This window comes from Streptomyces sp. NPDC033270 (assembly GCF_055576575.1).
In genome coordinates, this window is the sequence record NZ_JBVIRA010000002.1 from 557526 (window position 1) to 571730 (window position 14205).

The 14205-nt window shown below is 71.2% G+C and carries 14 protein-coding genes; 11 read left to right on the forward strand and 3 right to left on the reverse strand.

Going from position 1 to position 14205, the window contains the following annotated elements; genetic code table 11:
• The first annotated feature begins 237 nt into the window (after positions 1–237).
• The 5 genes from ACZ5XZ_RS06005 to ACZ5XZ_RS06025 all read left to right on the forward strand — a co-directional run bounded on the left by ACZ5XZ_RS06005 (position 238) and on the right by ACZ5XZ_RS06025 (position 5506).
• Positions 238–594, forward strand: a complete 357-nt coding sequence (locus tag ACZ5XZ_RS06005; RefSeq protein ID WP_384488695.1) for a YraN family protein — start codon at positions 238–240, stop codon at positions 592–594.
• Complete coding sequence (locus ACZ5XZ_RS06010) at positions 595–2277, forward strand: YifB family Mg chelatase-like AAA ATPase (RefSeq protein ID WP_468974863.1); 1683 nt, start codon at positions 595–597, stop codon at positions 2275–2277.
• A 3-nt stretch (positions 2278–2280) separates the two neighbouring features.
• Entirely contained in the window at positions 2281–3615 is a 1335-nt protein-coding gene (gene dprA, locus ACZ5XZ_RS06015; protein ID WP_468974864.1) for a DNA-processing protein DprA, read from the forward strand.
• Between the two features lie 361 nt (positions 3616–3976).
• Positions 3977–4813 (forward strand): RNA polymerase sigma factor WhiG, encoded by an 837-nt coding sequence (gene whiG, locus ACZ5XZ_RS06020; RefSeq protein ID WP_384433594.1) that lies wholly within the window; start codon positions 3977–3979, stop codon positions 4811–4813.
• Positions 4814–4945: 132 nt separating this feature from the next.
• Entirely contained in the window at positions 4946–5506 is a 561-nt protein-coding gene (locus ACZ5XZ_RS06025) for a TetR/AcrR family transcriptional regulator (protein WP_468974912.1), read from the forward strand.
• A 697-nt stretch (positions 5507–6203) separates the two neighbouring features.
• On the opposite strand, the gene ACZ5XZ_RS06030 is transcribed toward ACZ5XZ_RS06025, so the two are convergent.
• The gene (locus ACZ5XZ_RS06030; protein WP_468974865.1) at positions 6204–7799 is read right to left on the reverse strand and encodes a murein hydrolase activator EnvC family protein; all 1596 of its coding nucleotides are present in this window, start codon (positions 7797–7799) and stop codon (positions 6204–6206) included.
• A gap of 215 nt (positions 7800–8014) precedes the next feature.
• On the opposite strand from ACZ5XZ_RS06030, the gene rpsB reads away from it, so the two are divergent.
• From rpsB to ACZ5XZ_RS06055, 5 genes are all read left to right on the forward strand, one after another.
• Positions 8015–8914 (forward strand): 30S ribosomal protein S2, encoded by a 900-nt coding sequence (gene rpsB / locus ACZ5XZ_RS06035; RefSeq protein ID WP_468974866.1) that lies wholly within the window; start codon positions 8015–8017, stop codon positions 8912–8914.
• A 104-nt stretch (positions 8915–9018) separates the two neighbouring features.
• On the forward strand, positions 9019–9855 hold the full coding sequence (tsf, locus tag ACZ5XZ_RS06040; RefSeq protein ID WP_468974867.1) for a translation elongation factor Ts: 837 nt from the start codon (positions 9019–9021) through the stop codon (positions 9853–9855).
• A gap of 162 nt (positions 9856–10017) precedes the next feature.
• Positions 10018–10788, forward strand: coding sequence for a UMP kinase (gene pyrH, locus ACZ5XZ_RS06045; protein WP_384433583.1), 771 nt, complete (start codon positions 10018–10020; stop codon positions 10786–10788).
• Between the two features lie 176 nt (positions 10789–10964).
• A complete protein-coding gene (gene frr, locus ACZ5XZ_RS06050) occupies positions 10965–11522 on the forward strand; it encodes a ribosome recycling factor (protein ID WP_384433580.1) in 558 nt (185 codons plus the stop codon).
• Positions 11522–12700, forward strand: coding sequence for a phosphatidate cytidylyltransferase (locus ACZ5XZ_RS06055; RefSeq protein ID WP_468974868.1), 1179 nt, complete (start codon positions 11522–11524; stop codon positions 12698–12700). Before frr ends, ACZ5XZ_RS06055 begins: the two co-directional genes overlap by 1 nt.
• A 337-nt stretch (positions 12701–13037) precedes the next feature.
• Here the strand turns inward: ACZ5XZ_RS06055 and ACZ5XZ_RS06060 are convergent, their stop codons facing one another.
• On the reverse strand, positions 13038–13274 hold the full coding sequence (locus tag ACZ5XZ_RS06060; RefSeq protein ID WP_468974869.1) for a hypothetical protein: 237 nt from the start codon (positions 13272–13274) through the stop codon (positions 13038–13040).
• Positions 13271–13498, reverse strand: a complete 228-nt coding sequence (locus ACZ5XZ_RS06065) for a hypothetical protein (RefSeq protein ID WP_468974870.1) — start codon at positions 13496–13498, stop codon at positions 13271–13273. Before ACZ5XZ_RS06065 ends, ACZ5XZ_RS06060 begins: the two co-directional genes overlap by 4 nt.
• Before the next feature lie 69 nt (positions 13499–13567).
• Here ACZ5XZ_RS06065 and ACZ5XZ_RS06070 point away from each other — a divergent pair, with 69 nt between their 5' ends.
• Complete coding sequence (locus tag ACZ5XZ_RS06070; protein ID WP_468974871.1) at positions 13568–14191, forward strand: TetR/AcrR family transcriptional regulator; 624 nt, start codon at positions 13568–13570, stop codon at positions 14189–14191.
• The last annotated feature ends 14 nt before the right edge of the window (positions 14192–14205 follow it).

Below are 14205 nucleotides of genomic sequence, written 5' to 3' on the forward strand. Positions count from 1 at the left end.
GGCGACCTACAGACCGGGGATCACGTACGGGCCGGGCAAAGGGTACGGACCGGGGACGGCCTACAGACCAGGGACGCCACACAGACCAGGCGCGACACGCGGGCCAGGTGCGACGCGCCGGCCAGGGGCCCGCGGGACGGGGCGCGGGGCAGGCGGCGCGCCAGGTCTCGTGCGGCCCGCCGGCCCGCGGCGGGCAGGCCACCGGCCGCCACGCCACCGGCGGCCAAGCCCGCCGACATCCGCAGACGGGCACTCGGCCGCTACGGCGAGGACCTGGCCGCCCGGCAGCTCGTCGAGGCCGGGATGCGGATCCTGCACCGCAACTGGCGCTGCCGGGAAGGCGAGATCGACATCGTCGCCTCGGACGGCGACGCCCTGGTGGTCTGCGAGGTCAAAACCCGTCGCGCCGGCCGCTACGAACACCCCATGGCAGCCGTACGCCCCGAGAAGACCGCCCGCCTGCGCCTGCTGGCCGAGCGCTGGCTGGAGCGGCACGGCGGCCCACCACCCGGCGGCGTCCGGATCGACGTCATCGGTGTCCTCCTGCCGCCGCGCGGCGCCCCCGTCGTCCAGCACGCACGGGGGGTGGCGTAAATGGGATTCGCCCGCACCTGCTCCGTCGCCTTGGTCGGGGTCGAAGGCGTCGTCGTCGAGGTCCAAGCCGACCTGGAACCCGGCGTCGCGGCCTTCACCCTCGTAGGGCTCCCCGACAAGAGCCTGGTCGAGTCCAGGGACCGAGTGCGCGCCGCCGTCGTGAACTCCGGCGCCGAATGGCCGCAGAAGAAGCTCACCGTCGGCCTCAGCCCGGCATCGGTACCCAAGAGCGGCAGCGGATTCGACCTGGCCGTGGCCTGCGCAGTCCTTGGCGCCGCCGAGCGCCTTGACCCCCGCGAACTCACCGACCTGATGATGATCGGCGAACTGGGCCTGGACGGCCGCGTCCGCCCCGTACGCGGCGTGCTGCCCGCCGTCCTCGCTGCTGCCGACGCCGGGTACCGCCAGGTCGTCGTCCCGGAACGGACCGTCGCCGAGGCCTCACTCGTGCCCGGCATCTCCGTCCTCGGCGTCCGCAGCCTGCGCCAGCTGATCGCCGTCCTCGCCGACGAGCCGGTGCCCGAGGAGGAGGACCGGCCGGAAGAAGGCCGGCCCGACCCGCTACTGGCCGGACTGGCCGTGCCAGGCACCAGCGCCGGCGCGGGCCTGCCACGCGGCGACCACACCCCCGACCTCGCGGATGTCGCAGGCCAGCACGGTGCCCGCAGAGCACTGGAGGTGGCCGCCGCCGGACGCCACCACATCTTCTTCAAAGGCCCACCCGGCGCCGGCAAGACCATGCTCGCCGAACGCCTCCCAGGACTGCTGCCACCGCTGGGCCCCAAGGAATCCCTGGAGGTCACCGCCGTCCACTCGGTAGCGGGCACCCTCCCGCCGGGACAGCCGCTGGTCCACCGGCCGCCCTACTGCGCCCCGCACCACTCCGCGACGATGGCCTCCCTCGTGGGTGGCGGCAGCGGCCTGCCCCGCCCCGGAGCCGTATCCCTCGCCCACCACGGCGTGCTCTTCGTGGACGAGGCCGCCGAGTGCAGCCCCCGCGTCCTGGACGCCTTGCGCCAGCCCCTGGAATCCGGGCACGTCGTCGTCGCCCGGGCCGCCGGGATGATGCGCATGCCGGCCCGGTTCCTCCTCGCCCTCGCAGCCAACCCCTGCCCCTGCGGGCGGCACGGCACCGTCGGCGGCGGCTGCGAATGCCGCCCGTCCTCCGTCCGCCGCTACCGCGCCCGCCTCTCCGGGCCGCTGATGGACCGGGTGGACCTGCGGATCTGCGTGGAACCGGTCGCCCGCTCCGAACTGATCGCGCTCGGCCGCCGCGCCGAATCCACCGCCACCGTGGCCGAACGCGTACGGGCGGCTCGCGAACGCGCCGAGGCCCGCCTCATCGGCACTCCCTGGCGGACCAACAGCGAGATCCCCGGACATGAGCTCCGAACCCGCTGGCAGGTCCACCCCGGCGCCCTGGCCCAGGCGGAACGCGATCTCGAATGCGGCCTGCTCACCGCCCGCGGACTCGACCGCGTCCTCCGCGTCGCCTGGACCGCCGCCGACCTCGCCGGCCGCGACCGCCCGACTCGGGAAGACGTCGACTGGGCCCTGGAACTGCGGACCGGCGTCCGCCGCGGGGCCCCGATGGCGGTGGGCGGTGGCAGTGGCACAGGCGGAGCCGCAGGTGCCGGCGAACCGGAGACCGCGGCCGTCCGGCCGCCGGACGGGCAGGGGTGAGCCATGAACGGACCCGGCAACCACAAAATCGACGCATGGGGCTTCGCCACCCACGGACCGCAAGGCGCGGCGGACGACACGAGCCGCGTGCCCGATCCGACGACCGCCCCGGACCACCCGCTGCCGGCGGCCGCCGCGCCACGCTCCGCACCGCGCCCGGCGCCCGCCCGGCCACCCGCTCCCCCCGCGGACCACGATCCACAGCGCACGGCCCGCGCCGCCCTCACCCGGATCCTCGAACCAGGCGATGAGACCGCCGGCCGCTGGCTGCGGCAGATGGGCCCCGTAGCCCTGTGGCAGGCGCTGTCCGACGACGACGCCCATCCGCCCCCAGGCGCAAGCCCGACGAAGATCGCGGGCCTGAGGCTGCGGGCCTCCCGGGCACGCCCCGAAGAGGACCTCGCCGCGGTCACCGCACTCGGCGGCCGCTTCATCTGCCCCAACGACGAGGAGTGGCCCGGCCAGCTGGACGACCTCGGAGACGCCCGCCCCATCGGCCTGTGGGTGCGCGGGAGAACCAACCTCCGGATGTGGGCGCTGCGCTCCGTGGCCGTCGTCGGCGCACGAGCCTGTACCGAATACGGTGCCCACCTGGCCACCGCCCTCAGCGCCGGACTCGCCGACCGCGGCTGGACCGTGGTCTCCGGGGCTGCCTACGGCGTCGACGGTGCAGCCCACCGTGGTGCGTTGGCCGCGGACGGCGCCACCGTCGCCGTACTCGCCTCCGGCGTCGACTACATCTACCCGCGCGGCCACACCGAGTTGATCGGACGGATCATCGAACAGGGCCTGGTGGTCGCCGAGTTACCGCCCGGCGAACACCCCACCCGCAGCCGCTTCATCCAACGCAACAGGGTGATCGCCGCGCTGACCAGAGGCACCGTCGTCGTGGAGGCCGAACTCCGCAGCGGCTCACTGGTCACCGCCCGGCGGGCGACCAGCCTCGGACGGTTCACGATGGGCATGCCGGGGCCCGTCACCAGCGGCCTGTCCGCCGGCGTCCACCAACTCCTGCGCGGCGAGGCCACGGTGGTCACCGACGCGGACGAGGTCATCGAACTCGTCGGCGCCATCGGCGACCTCGCCCCCGAGAGGCGCGGGCCGACACTCGTCCGCGACCTCCTGGACCCGGTCGCGGCCCGCCTGTGGGAAGCGCTGCCGGCTCGCGGCAGCGCGGACGCCCCCCACCTCGCCCGGGAAGCGGGCATTCCCCGCGACGTCGCCCACGGCAAACTCCTCGAGCTGCAGGCCCTGGGATTCGTGCAAAGGTGCGGCGACCGCTGGGAGTTGACGCGACGCGCCGAGAGGACCGACGGTTCCCGGCGAGGCGGTACTTGACCTGGGGCGAACGGGTGAAAGGGTGAGGGGAATGACCGCAGAATCCAGGTTTGCCATGCTTCGGCGTATGAGTCCGACCCGTGGGGTGACCCCCATGTGGCCCCACGCGGCCCCGGGCTCCCGCGCGCCGCGTCACCGCGCCCGCCCGCACGACCCCCCGAACGCGTGCACCCGGCACCGTATCCGGGTGTCGACACGCCGTACGAGGTAACCCTGAGGTGCGGGCAGCGGAACGTATCTGCGCACCCCCGAACCTGGCTTCCTCGCGTACCGCGACACTCCGGTCACGCTACGCTCACAGGCAAATTCAACCCTCATGCATCCATCCACCCCGTCTCGGCAGAACGGCTCAAGGCGACGAATGCCCCAGCACACCTCCGGGTCTGATCGTGCGGCAGTACCACCCGCCGCACGCGGCAGCGTGCGCCCCGCCCCACCCAGCTCGCTCGACGAGCTGTGGCGCTCCTACAAGGCATCTGGCGACGGGCGACTGCGGGAGCAGCTGATCCTGCACTACTCCCCGCTGGTCAAGTACGTCGCCGGCCGCGTCAGCGTCGGACTGCCACCCAACGTCGAGCAGGCCGACTTCGTCTCCTCCGGAGTCTTCGGACTGATCGACGCCATCGAGAAATTCGACCCCGAACGCTCCATCAAGTTCGAGACCTACGCCATCACCCGCATCCGCGGCGCGATGATCGACGAGCTGCGCGCGCTGGACTGGATCCCACGCTCCGTACGCCAGAAGGCCCGCGCCGTCGAACGCGCATACGCCACCCTCGAAGCACAGCTGCGCCGCACCCCGTCCGAGGCGGAGGTCGCCGACGAGATGGGCATCGCGCTGGAAGAACTCCACAGCGTGTTCAGCCAGCTGTCCCTGGCGAACGTGGTCGCGCTGGAAGAGCTGCTGCACGTCGGCGGCGAGGGCGGCGAACGGCTCAGCCTGATGGACACCCTCGAGGACACGGCCGCCGAGAACCCGGTCGAGATCGCCGAGGACCGCGAACTGCGCCGGCTGCTCGCTCGGGCCATCAACACCCTCCCCGAACGTGAGAAGACCGTGGTCACGCTCTACTACTACGAGGGACTCACGCTTGCCGAGATCGGCAACGTCCTCGGCGTCACGGAGAGCCGGGTCAGCCAGATCCACACCAAGTCCGTGCTGCAGCTCAGGGCGAAGCTCGCCGACGTCGGACGCTGAGTCAGCTCGCGGGGCCACACCTTCCCGAGCCACCGTTCCGAGCCGTCTTCCCGAGCCGTGTCGCCGGGCGGAGTGCCGCGGCGGGCGTGCCATCCGTAGAGTGGTGACGTGCCCAGGATTCGAGCGGCCTCTGTGGCCGAGCACCGGACCATGCAGCGCGGCGCCCTCTTGGACGCCGCCCGCTCCCTGCTGTCCGAAGGCGGAACGGAAGCGCTGACCTTCCCCGCCCTCGCCGAGCGCACGGGACTCGCGCGCTCCTCCGTGTACGAGTACTTTCGCTCGCGCGCGGCCGTCGTCGAAGAGCTGTGTGCGGTCGACTTTCCCGTGTGGGCGGCCGAGGTCGAAGCTGCGATGCAGCGGGTCGACACGCCGGAGGAGAAGATCGAGGCGTATGTGCGTCGGCAGCTGGCGCTGGTCGGCGACCGGCGCCACCGAGCCGTCGTCGCCATCTCGGCGGGCGAGCTGGACGCGGGCGCACGCGAGAAGATCCGCGCCGCACACGGCGGACTCATCGCCATGATCGTCGAAGCGCTCGCCAACCTCGGCCACGAACAACCGCGACTCGCGGCGATGCTCCTGCAGGGCGTCGTGGACGCCGCGGTCCGCCGCATCGAGCTGGGCGCCGCGGAAGACCCGAAGGAGATCACGGAGGCAGCGGTCTCCATGGCCCTCCACGGCGTCGCCCACACCTGATCCGGGGGGCGGGGGCTGTCCTGGCCCAGGCCTCACCCTCACTGCCGTGCAGTGTCGGCGGGGGGCCCGAGGAAAGATCTTGCCGCGGTGACGGCGGGCCGCGAGGCTGAGCCCATGCCGGGACAGAGGAAGAGAAAACGGCGGCAGCTGGAAGCCGGACAGCGGGATTCCGCCCGCTTCAGCGCTGAGCGGGACGCTGGGAAGTGGTCGTCGAGACCCAGGACCCGGCACAGTGGCGCGCCCAGGTTCGTCGCCTACGGGCGGAGCACGGGCAGATCGACTGGTCCATGACCCGGATCGACACCCTCTGCGGACGCCTGGCCCGCCCGACCACCTATCGGTTGAGCCGTTTCGTACCGAACACGGAGGCCGCTCCTGCCGAGGAGCGGCCTCGGTAGTTGATCTTGCGCCTGGGGGGCGTCCTGATGTGACGGGCACGGTCTGGGGCTCCCCCTCGGGTCCCCGCCCCCCGCCCTCCCCGCCCCCCGTCCCCCTCCCCGCCCCCTCTCGCCCGTCCCCTGCCCACGGCTCCCAGGCCCCCTCGTGCCTGGTCTCGCAAGCCCAGGCGCTCGTGCCCGGCCCTCTGGCCCTGGCTCCTGGGCGTGGGCCTTCTGGTCCCGGCCTCTGGGCGTGGCCCTCCGGCTCTGGCTCCGGGGGACCCCTGGACCCTGCCGCCTGGTGCGCTCACCTCCCGTCGTCACCGGCAGGCGCGATTACTCGCCAACGAGGGCATTGCCTGTGGCAGCCCGCTCTCGGCTCCGCTCCTCGTACGCCCCCTCCCCGTCGAACGCCGAGGTGCGAGTCGGCCCAGCGCCCAGAGCGCTGTGACGGCGAGGATGGCCGCTCCCATGAGGCCGGCTACCGGCGGGTTCTGCCTCCCTTCCTGGGCTGTTGGCTTCGGCGCCTCTTGTCCGCGGGGCACGGTACGGCCGCCCGGTGGCAGTGGAACTCCGAAGACCGGGAGCAGGCGCGACGGGCCGCTGCTGCGCATGCTCGTGGGGAGGAGCGACAGCGGGTCCAGGTAGGTCTTGCCGCGGCGCAGGCCCCAGTGGAGGCACGGTGCGCGGCAGTGGAACGGGCCGCGCTGCAGGACGGCGACCGGTTGGCCCGCTGTGACGCGCTGGCCCCTCCGGACCGTGGCGCGTACCGGCTCGTACGTGGTGCGTAAGGGAGGTCGGCCCGAGCGGGACACCTCGATGGTCAGCACGCCACGGCCGGCGACGGCTCCCGCGTACGCCACCTTGCCGGGCGCGGCGGACCGTACCGTCGCGCCGGCGGGGGAGGCGAGGTCCACGCCACGGTGCCCAGCCACCCATGGTGAAGGTGGTGGTTCCCATCCACGTACCACCGTGGGCCGTATGCCCGCCGGTCCCTCCACCGGCCAGGCCCGTTCCGCGCCTGGCCGCTCCGCAGGGCCCCCGGCCTCATCCCGCTTGCTGGCCTCGTCATGTGCCGCAGCCTTGGTGCTTTCTGTCCTTTGGGTGCCGCTCCTCCCCTCGGCGTGCGCCGTCCCGTTGTCGCGCCCCGCGCCCTCGTCCTGCACCGCGCTCTCGGTCCGCACAGCGGCCTTGGCGCGCCCCGGGTTCTCGGGCCCAGCGGCCGGTTCCGCGATCCGAGCCGAGGGCCTCGTCCAAGCAGCCCCGGCCGTCCGAAGCCCACCCGCCGTCCGATGTCCGTCCGTCGTCCGCTGATGCCCCTGCACCGTCCCTTGCCCTATGCCCACCAGCTCCACGCCGCGCTTCGCCGCCGCGGCCATGGCCGGAACTGCGGTATGCGTGAGCGGGATGCCCAGGAGCAGCGACGGGAAGGCGAGCAGTGCGGCCGTGGGCGGGGCCAGGAGTACGCCCAGTGCGCGGGCGGGAAAGAAGCAGCTCGGCCCGTATCCGTACCGCTTGTCGGGTGGTGTCGGTGGCAAGGGCGCCGGTGGCAGGAGGCCGGGCCGAGGTGGGTGAGGGGGGATGGGTCGGCCTCGTAGCCGGCTGCGGATCCCGCACCGTCGCCGTCCTTCCGCCCCGGTCGCGGTGCCGAACCCGCCGGTGTCGCCGAACCTGCCGAACCCGCCGCTCGCCCCTGCATTCCGCCGCATGTCGTGATGAGTGTCTTGTCGGATGCCGTGCCGCGTGTCTTGCCGCTTGTCATGTCGCATGTGTCGACCGTGACGCAGTCCGTCGCGGCGTGGGGATCTTGGTTCGGATCTGTGGATGAGGGGCCGGTTGTGGACAACGGTGTCACTCGTCCGGGGGGCTGGCCTCACTCGCTCGGGCTTCGAAATGGTGCGTGTCGCCCGGTGCATCGGCAGTCCCGTACACTTCTGGTGGCGATCCGGGTCACCGGGTCGACTTCGCACGCCCCGCCGTCAGTGCACCAGTCCCTTTCGGGCAGCACGACGGCCGCGCTCCTCGGTCCTCGGACGGCTCCGCAAGGTGTCTTCCCCGGCAGGCGCGTCGGGGCGTCAGGCACCGCGGCCGACCGGTCGCAGTGGAACCGAGAGCAACAAGGAGTACGGCCATGGCCGTCGTCACGATGCGGGAGCTGCTGGAGAGCGGCGTCCACTTCGGGCACCAGACCCGTCGTTGGAACCCGAAGATGAAGCGCTTCATCTTCACCGAGCGCAACGGCATCTACATCATCGACCTGCTCCAGTCGCTGTCGTACATCGACCGCGCCTACGAGTTCGTCAAGGAGACCGTCGCCCACGGCGGCTCCGTCATGTTCGTCGGCACGAAGAAGCAGGCCCAGGAGGCCATTGCCGAGCAGGCCACCCGCGTGGGCATGCCCTACGTGAACCAGCGCTGGCTCGGCGGCATGCTGACCAACTTCTCGACCGTCTACAAGCGCCTGCAGCGCCTGAAGGAGCTCGAGCAGATCGACTTCGAGGATGTGGCCGCCTCCGGCCTCACCAAGAAGGAGCTCCTGGTTCTCTCCCGCGAGAAGGCCAAGCTGGAGAAGACCCTGGGCGGTATCCGCGAGATGCAGAAGGTGCCCAGCGCCGTCTGGATCGTGGACACCAAGAAGGAGCACATTGCCGTCGGTGAGGCGCGCAAGCTCAACATCCCGGTCGTCGCGATCCTCGACACCAACTGCGACCCGGACGAGGTCGACTACAAGATCCCGGGCAACGACGACGCGATCCGCTCCGTCACCCTGCTCACCCGCGTGATCGCCGACGCCGTCGCCGAGGGCCTCATCGCCCGCTCCGGTGCCGCCACCGGCGACCAGAAGCCCGGCGAGAAGGCCGCTGCCGCCGAGCCGCTGGCCGAGTGGGAGCGCGACCTGCTCGAGGGCGAGAAGAAGGCCGACGCCGAGCCCGCCGCCGAGGCCCCGGCCGCCGCCGAGCCTGCCGCTGAGGCCCCGGCCGCCGCCGAGGCCGAGGCCGAGAAGCCGGCCGCGGACGCCGAGCAGGCCTGACTCCGGACCGGATGATGACGGCGGGGGAAGGCGCCACAAGCGCCGCCCCCGCCGTTCACCCGTAGATCTTTCGATTCGAGACTTCGAGAAGAGATTCACAGACCATGGCGAACTACACCGCCGCCGACGTCAAGAAGCTCCGTGAGCTCACCGGCGCAGGCATGATGGACTGCAAGAAGGCCCTGGACGAGGCCGAGGGCAACGTCGACAAGGCCGTCGAGGCGCTGCGCATCAAGGGCCAGAAGGGCGTCGCCAAGCGCGAGGGCCGCTCCGCCGAGAACGGCGCCGTGGTCTCCGTGATCGCCGGCGACAACACCTCCGGCGTCATCGTCGAGCTGAAGTGCGAGACGGACTTCGTCGCCAAGGGCGAGAAGTTCCAGGCCGTCGCCAACCAGATCGCCGAGCACGTCGCCAAGACCGCTCCGGCCGACGTCGAGGCCCTGCTCGCCTCCGAGATCGAGGCCGGCAAGACCGTCCAGGCGTTCGTCGACGAGGCCAACGCCAACCTGGGCGAGAAGATCGTCCTGGACCGCTTCGCGCAGTTCACCGACGGCTACGTGACGGCGTACATGCACCGCACCATGCCCGACCTGCCGCCGCAGATCGGTGTCCTCGTCGAGCTCGACAAGGAGAACGCCGAGGTCGCCAAGGGTATTGCGCAGCACATCGCCGCGTTCGCCCCGAAGTACCTCGCCAAGGACGACGTCCCGGCCGAGGTCGTCGAGGCCGAGCGCCGCGTCGCCGAGGAGACCACCCGCGCGGAGGGCAAGCCCGAGGCTGCCCTGCCGAAGATCGTCGAAGGCCGCATCAACGGCTTCTTCAAGGACGCGACGCTGCTCGGCCAGCCGTACGCGCTCGACAACAAGAAGTCCGTCGAGAAGGTCCTCCAGGAGGCCGGTGTCACCCTGAAGCGCTTCTCGCGCATCAAGGTCGGCATCTGAGCCTGCCGCGAAGGCAGCGAATGACCTACGACCCCGCTAGGGTCGTACGCAGTCGGCCGCTCAACGGCCGACCGCAGATGTGACGAGGAGGCCATTGCCGCAGAGGGATCTGGACCAGACCCACGGCAATGGCCTTCTTCGTATGTGCACGAGGAGAGCTCAATGAATCACGGTGCCGACGGCGCGCACACAGACCATGCCGGTAACGGTGGCAGGCGACGCTTCCTGCTGAAGCTGTCGGGCGAGGCGTTCGCCGGCGGCGGCGGACTGGGCGTCGACCCCGATATCGTGCACGCGATGGCCCGCGAGATCGCCGCCGTGGTACGCGACGGCTACGAGATCGCCATCGTGATCGGCGGCGGCAACTTCTTCCGCGGCGCCGAACTCCAGCAGCGCGGCATGGACCGGGCCCGCTCCGACTACATGGGCATGCTCGGCACGGTCATGAACTGCCTGGCCCTCCAGGACTTCCTGGAGAAGGAGGGCATCGACTCCCGCGTCCAGACGGCCATCACCATGGGCCAGGTTGCGGAGCCGTACATTCCGCTGCGCGCGGTGCGCCACCTGGAGAAGGGCCGGGTCGTCATCTTCGGCGCCGGTATGGGCATGCCGTACTTCTCCACCGACACCACCGCCGCCCAGCGCGCCCTGGAGATCGACGCCGAGGCCATGCTGATGGGCAAGAACGGGGTCGACGGGGTCTACGACTCCGACCCCAAGAAGAACCCGGACGCGGTCAAGTTCGACGCCCTCGAATACGGTGAGGTCATCACCCGCGACCTGAAGGTCGCCGATGCCACGGCCATCACGCTGTGCCGGGACAACAAACTCCCGATCCTCGTGTTCGAGCTGCTCGCCGAGGGCAACATCGCGCGCGCGGTGAAGGGTGAGAAGATCGGCACGCTCGTCAGCGATCAGGACACCCGGGCCTGACGGCCCCAACTGCCGCGATTCCGTACGGGCATCGGCCTGTACGGGCGGCAACTCCCGGCCGGGGCACAACCCTCGGTACGGGGATGGACAACCGCCTGCCGGTCGGACACCGTGCAGGAGAAGACGCGCGGCAGGGGCGAGGCTCTGCTTCTTACCGAAAAGACCAGGAGCAAGTGGTGATCGAAGAGATCCTCCTCGAGGCCGAGGAGAAGATGGAGAAGGCCGTCGTGGTCGCCAAGGAGGACTTCGCCGCGATTCGCACCGGGCGTGCGCACCCGGCGATGTTCAACAAGATCGTGGCCGACTACTACGGTGCGATGACGCCGATCAACCAGCTGGCGTCGTTCTCGGTTCCCGAACCGCGGATGGCCGTGGTCACCCCGTTCGACAAGAGCGCGCTGCGCAACATCGAGCAGGCCATCCGCGACTCCGACCTCGGTGTCAACCCGAGCAACGACGGCAGCATCATCCGGGTGACCTTCCCGGAGCTGACCGAGGAGCGCCGCAAGGAGTTCATCAAGGTCGCCAAGAACAAGGGCGAGGACGCGAAGATCTCGATCCGCAGCGTCCGCCGCAAGTCCAAGGAAGCCCTCGACAAGCTCGTCAAGGACAAGGAGAGCGGCGAGGACGAGGTACGCCGCGCCGAAAAGGAGCTCGACGACACCACCGCGAAGTACGTCGCGCAGGTGGACGAGCTGCTCAAGCACAAGGAATCCGAGCTCCTCGAGGTCTGATGAACGAGTCATCCTGGGGGGCCCCGCCCGGTGCCGGTCGATGGGGACCGCCCGACAACGGACCGGCCTCCTCGCTTCGCGGGGTGGCGCCCCCCGTCTCGGCGGGTCCCGTGCACGACTGGGGCGACGCGGCGCAGACTCGGCCCATGCCCATCGTGCCCGAGCCAGGCGGCCACCAGGACGACGACCGGGAACAACGGGATATCCGGGAGAACCGGGACCACCCGGACGACCGGGGGGCTGCTCGACTGGGCGGCCCCCCGTTCCGCGACGAAAAGCCGCAGGAGCCCATGCCCACTGCTTTCCCCGATTCCTCCTCCGGGTCCGACCGCTCGCCGGACTCGGAGCGGCCGAAGAAGAAGAGCGCGGGGCGCAATCTGCGTGCCGCGATAGGGGTCGGCGTCGGTCTCGGCGCGGTGATCCTCGCTTCGCTCTTCGTCTACAAGCCCGTCTTCATCGGTGTGATCGCGATCGCCGTCGTCGTGGGGCTGTGGGAGCTGACCTCGCGGCTGGCGGAGCGCAAGGACATCAAGGTGCCGCTGGTGCCGCTCGCGGTCGGCGGCACCGCCATGGTGGTCGCCGGATACGTGCGCGGTGCCGAGGGCGCGTGGGTGGCGATGGCGCTCACCGCGCTGGCCGTCCTGGTGTGGCGCATGACCGAGGCGCCGGAGAACTACCTGCGGGACGTCACCGCCGGCGTGTTCGCGGCGTTCTATGTGCCCTTCCTCGCGACGTTCGTGGCGCTGATGCTCGCCGCCGAGGCCGACGGACCGCAGCGGGTGCTGACGTTCCTGCTGCTGACGGTCGTCAGCGACACCGGCGCCTACGCGGTCGGCTGGCGGTTCGGCAAGCGCAAGCTCGCACCCCGGATCAGCCCCGGCAAGACCCGCGAGGGGCTCGTCGGCGCGGTGCTCTTCGCGATGGGGGCCGGCGCGCTGTGCATGGAGTTCCTCATCCAGCACGGCGCCTGGTGGCAGGGCCTGCTGCTCGGCCTCGCGGTCGCGGCCAGCGCCACCCTCGGCGACCTCGGCGAATCCATGATCAAGCGGGACCTGGGCATCAAGGACATGGGCACCCTGCTCCCCGGCCACGGCGGCATCATGGACCGTCTCGACTCGCTGCTGCCGACCGCCCCGGTCGTCTGGCTGCTGTACGTGGTCTTCGTGGGATCGGGCTGAGCCCGACACCCCGGGCAATCCGGCCCCACAGGTGACGCCAAAGCCCCCTGCCAGCGGATTTCCGCTGGTGGGGGGCTTTTGGCTGCGGGGTGGTGTACGGATCGGGGATCGCCGGGCGACGGTGGGCGGCCGCCTCGGGCGACGGGCCCGGTCAGGCCGCACAGCATGGCCCTCGGTCCCGTCGGTCCCGTCGGTCCCGTCGGTCCGTCGCTCATGGCCCCTGGCCCGTTCAGCCGTCCCCGTTGCCCGTGGCTCCCGGTGCGGCCAGTCCGTCCCTCCGTGGCTCCCGGCCCGGCCAGTCCGTCCCTCCATGGCTCCCCGCCGGCCAGTCCCTCACCTACGGCTCCCGGCGCCCCGCACCACCCTGGCTTGATTCCTCCCGCCCGGTCACCCGTCCCCCGTGGCCGGTGTCCCGCCGTCCCGCGTCGTCCGCGCCACGACCCGCCCGCCGCCAGATCACCGTCATCCCGACCGCCAGGACGACCAGCGCCACGATGACGATGAGGGCCTTGGCTGCGTAGTCCAGCAGCAGATGGTGGGCGAGATCGGACGCGTCGAGGGCGAGGCCGTTCACCGTCGGCCGTCCCGCCGCCGGGTACGGGCGGGGCCGCCCTCCAGGCGGCGGACGGTGGCCCGCAGCGCCGCGCGCAGGGCGGGGTCCGCGTACCGGCGGGCCTGATCGAGCCTGCCCTTGCGCTTCAGCGCCACGGCCACGGCGAAGAGCACCAGGGCCAGCACCACCAGGCCGCCCGCGATGACGCCGAACCTGATGAGTATGAGGTCGAGATACCGCTCCACGAGTCCTCCCGTTTTTGTATCACGCGTGTGATAAAAAACAATGTATCACGGCCGTGATACAAAGGCTCCATGCCGAAGGTCGTGGATCCGGACGCCCGCCGCCGCGAGGTCGTCGCCGCCCTGTACCGCGTCGTCGTACGGGACGGCCTGCAGCGCACCTCGCTGCGCGCCGTCGCCGACGAGGCCGCACTCAACATCGGCTCGCTGCGCCACTACTTCGCCAGCCAGCAGGAGCTGATGGACTTCGCGATGCAGTCGATGCTCGACGCCCTCTCCGAACGGCTGCTCCAGCACGTCGAGCGCATCGGAGAGCTGAGCCGGTACCCACGCGCCGAACGGCTCCACCTGGTGACCGACCTCCTGGCCGAGCTGCTGCCGCTCGACGAACGCCGCCGCGCGGAGGTCACCGTCTTCCTCGACTTCAACGCCGCGGCCCGCACCCACCCGGCCTTCCAGGACCTCGCGCACCAGGCCGCCGCCGGCACCAGAAAGCTGACGCACCGCGTCCTTGCCCGGCTCGACGAGTCCGGCACCCTGCGCCCCGGATGCGACCTCGACATCGAGACCGAGCGCCTGGCATCCCTCCTGGACGGCCTCTCCCTCAGCGCCGTACACCACCCCGGCATCCTCGACGGGCAGCGATGCCGCCAGGTACTGGCCGCTCACCTGGAGGAACTCTCCCGCACCGGCTAGTTCCTGGCCGACCT

Coding starts and splice junctions, on each gene's coding strand:
- ACZ5XZ_RS06070 (WP_468974871.1), top strand. CDS start 13,568: ATGCCGAAGGTCGTGGATCCGGACGCCCGCCGCCGCGAGGTCGTCGCC.
- ACZ5XZ_RS06030 (WP_468974865.1), bottom strand. CDS start 7,799: ATGCACCGGGCGACACGCACCATTTCGAAGCCCGAGCGAGTGAGGCCA.
- pyrH (WP_384433583.1), top strand. CDS start 10,018: ATGAATCACGGTGCCGACGGCGCGCACACAGACCATGCCGGTAACGGT.
- tsf (WP_468974867.1), top strand. CDS start 9,019: ATGGCGAACTACACCGCCGCCGACGTCAAGAAGCTCCGTGAGCTCACC.
- dprA (WP_468974864.1), top strand. CDS start 2,281: ATGAACGGACCCGGCAACCACAAAATCGACGCATGGGGCTTCGCCACC.
- whiG (WP_384433594.1), top strand. CDS start 3,977: ATGCCCCAGCACACCTCCGGGTCTGATCGTGCGGCAGTACCACCCGCC.
- ACZ5XZ_RS06055 (WP_468974868.1), top strand. CDS start 11,522: ATGAACGAGTCATCCTGGGGGGCCCCGCCCGGTGCCGGTCGATGGGGA.
- ACZ5XZ_RS06010 (WP_468974863.1), top strand. CDS start 595: ATGGGATTCGCCCGCACCTGCTCCGTCGCCTTGGTCGGGGTCGAAGGC.
- rpsB (WP_468974866.1), top strand. CDS start 8,015: ATGGCCGTCGTCACGATGCGGGAGCTGCTGGAGAGCGGCGTCCACTTC.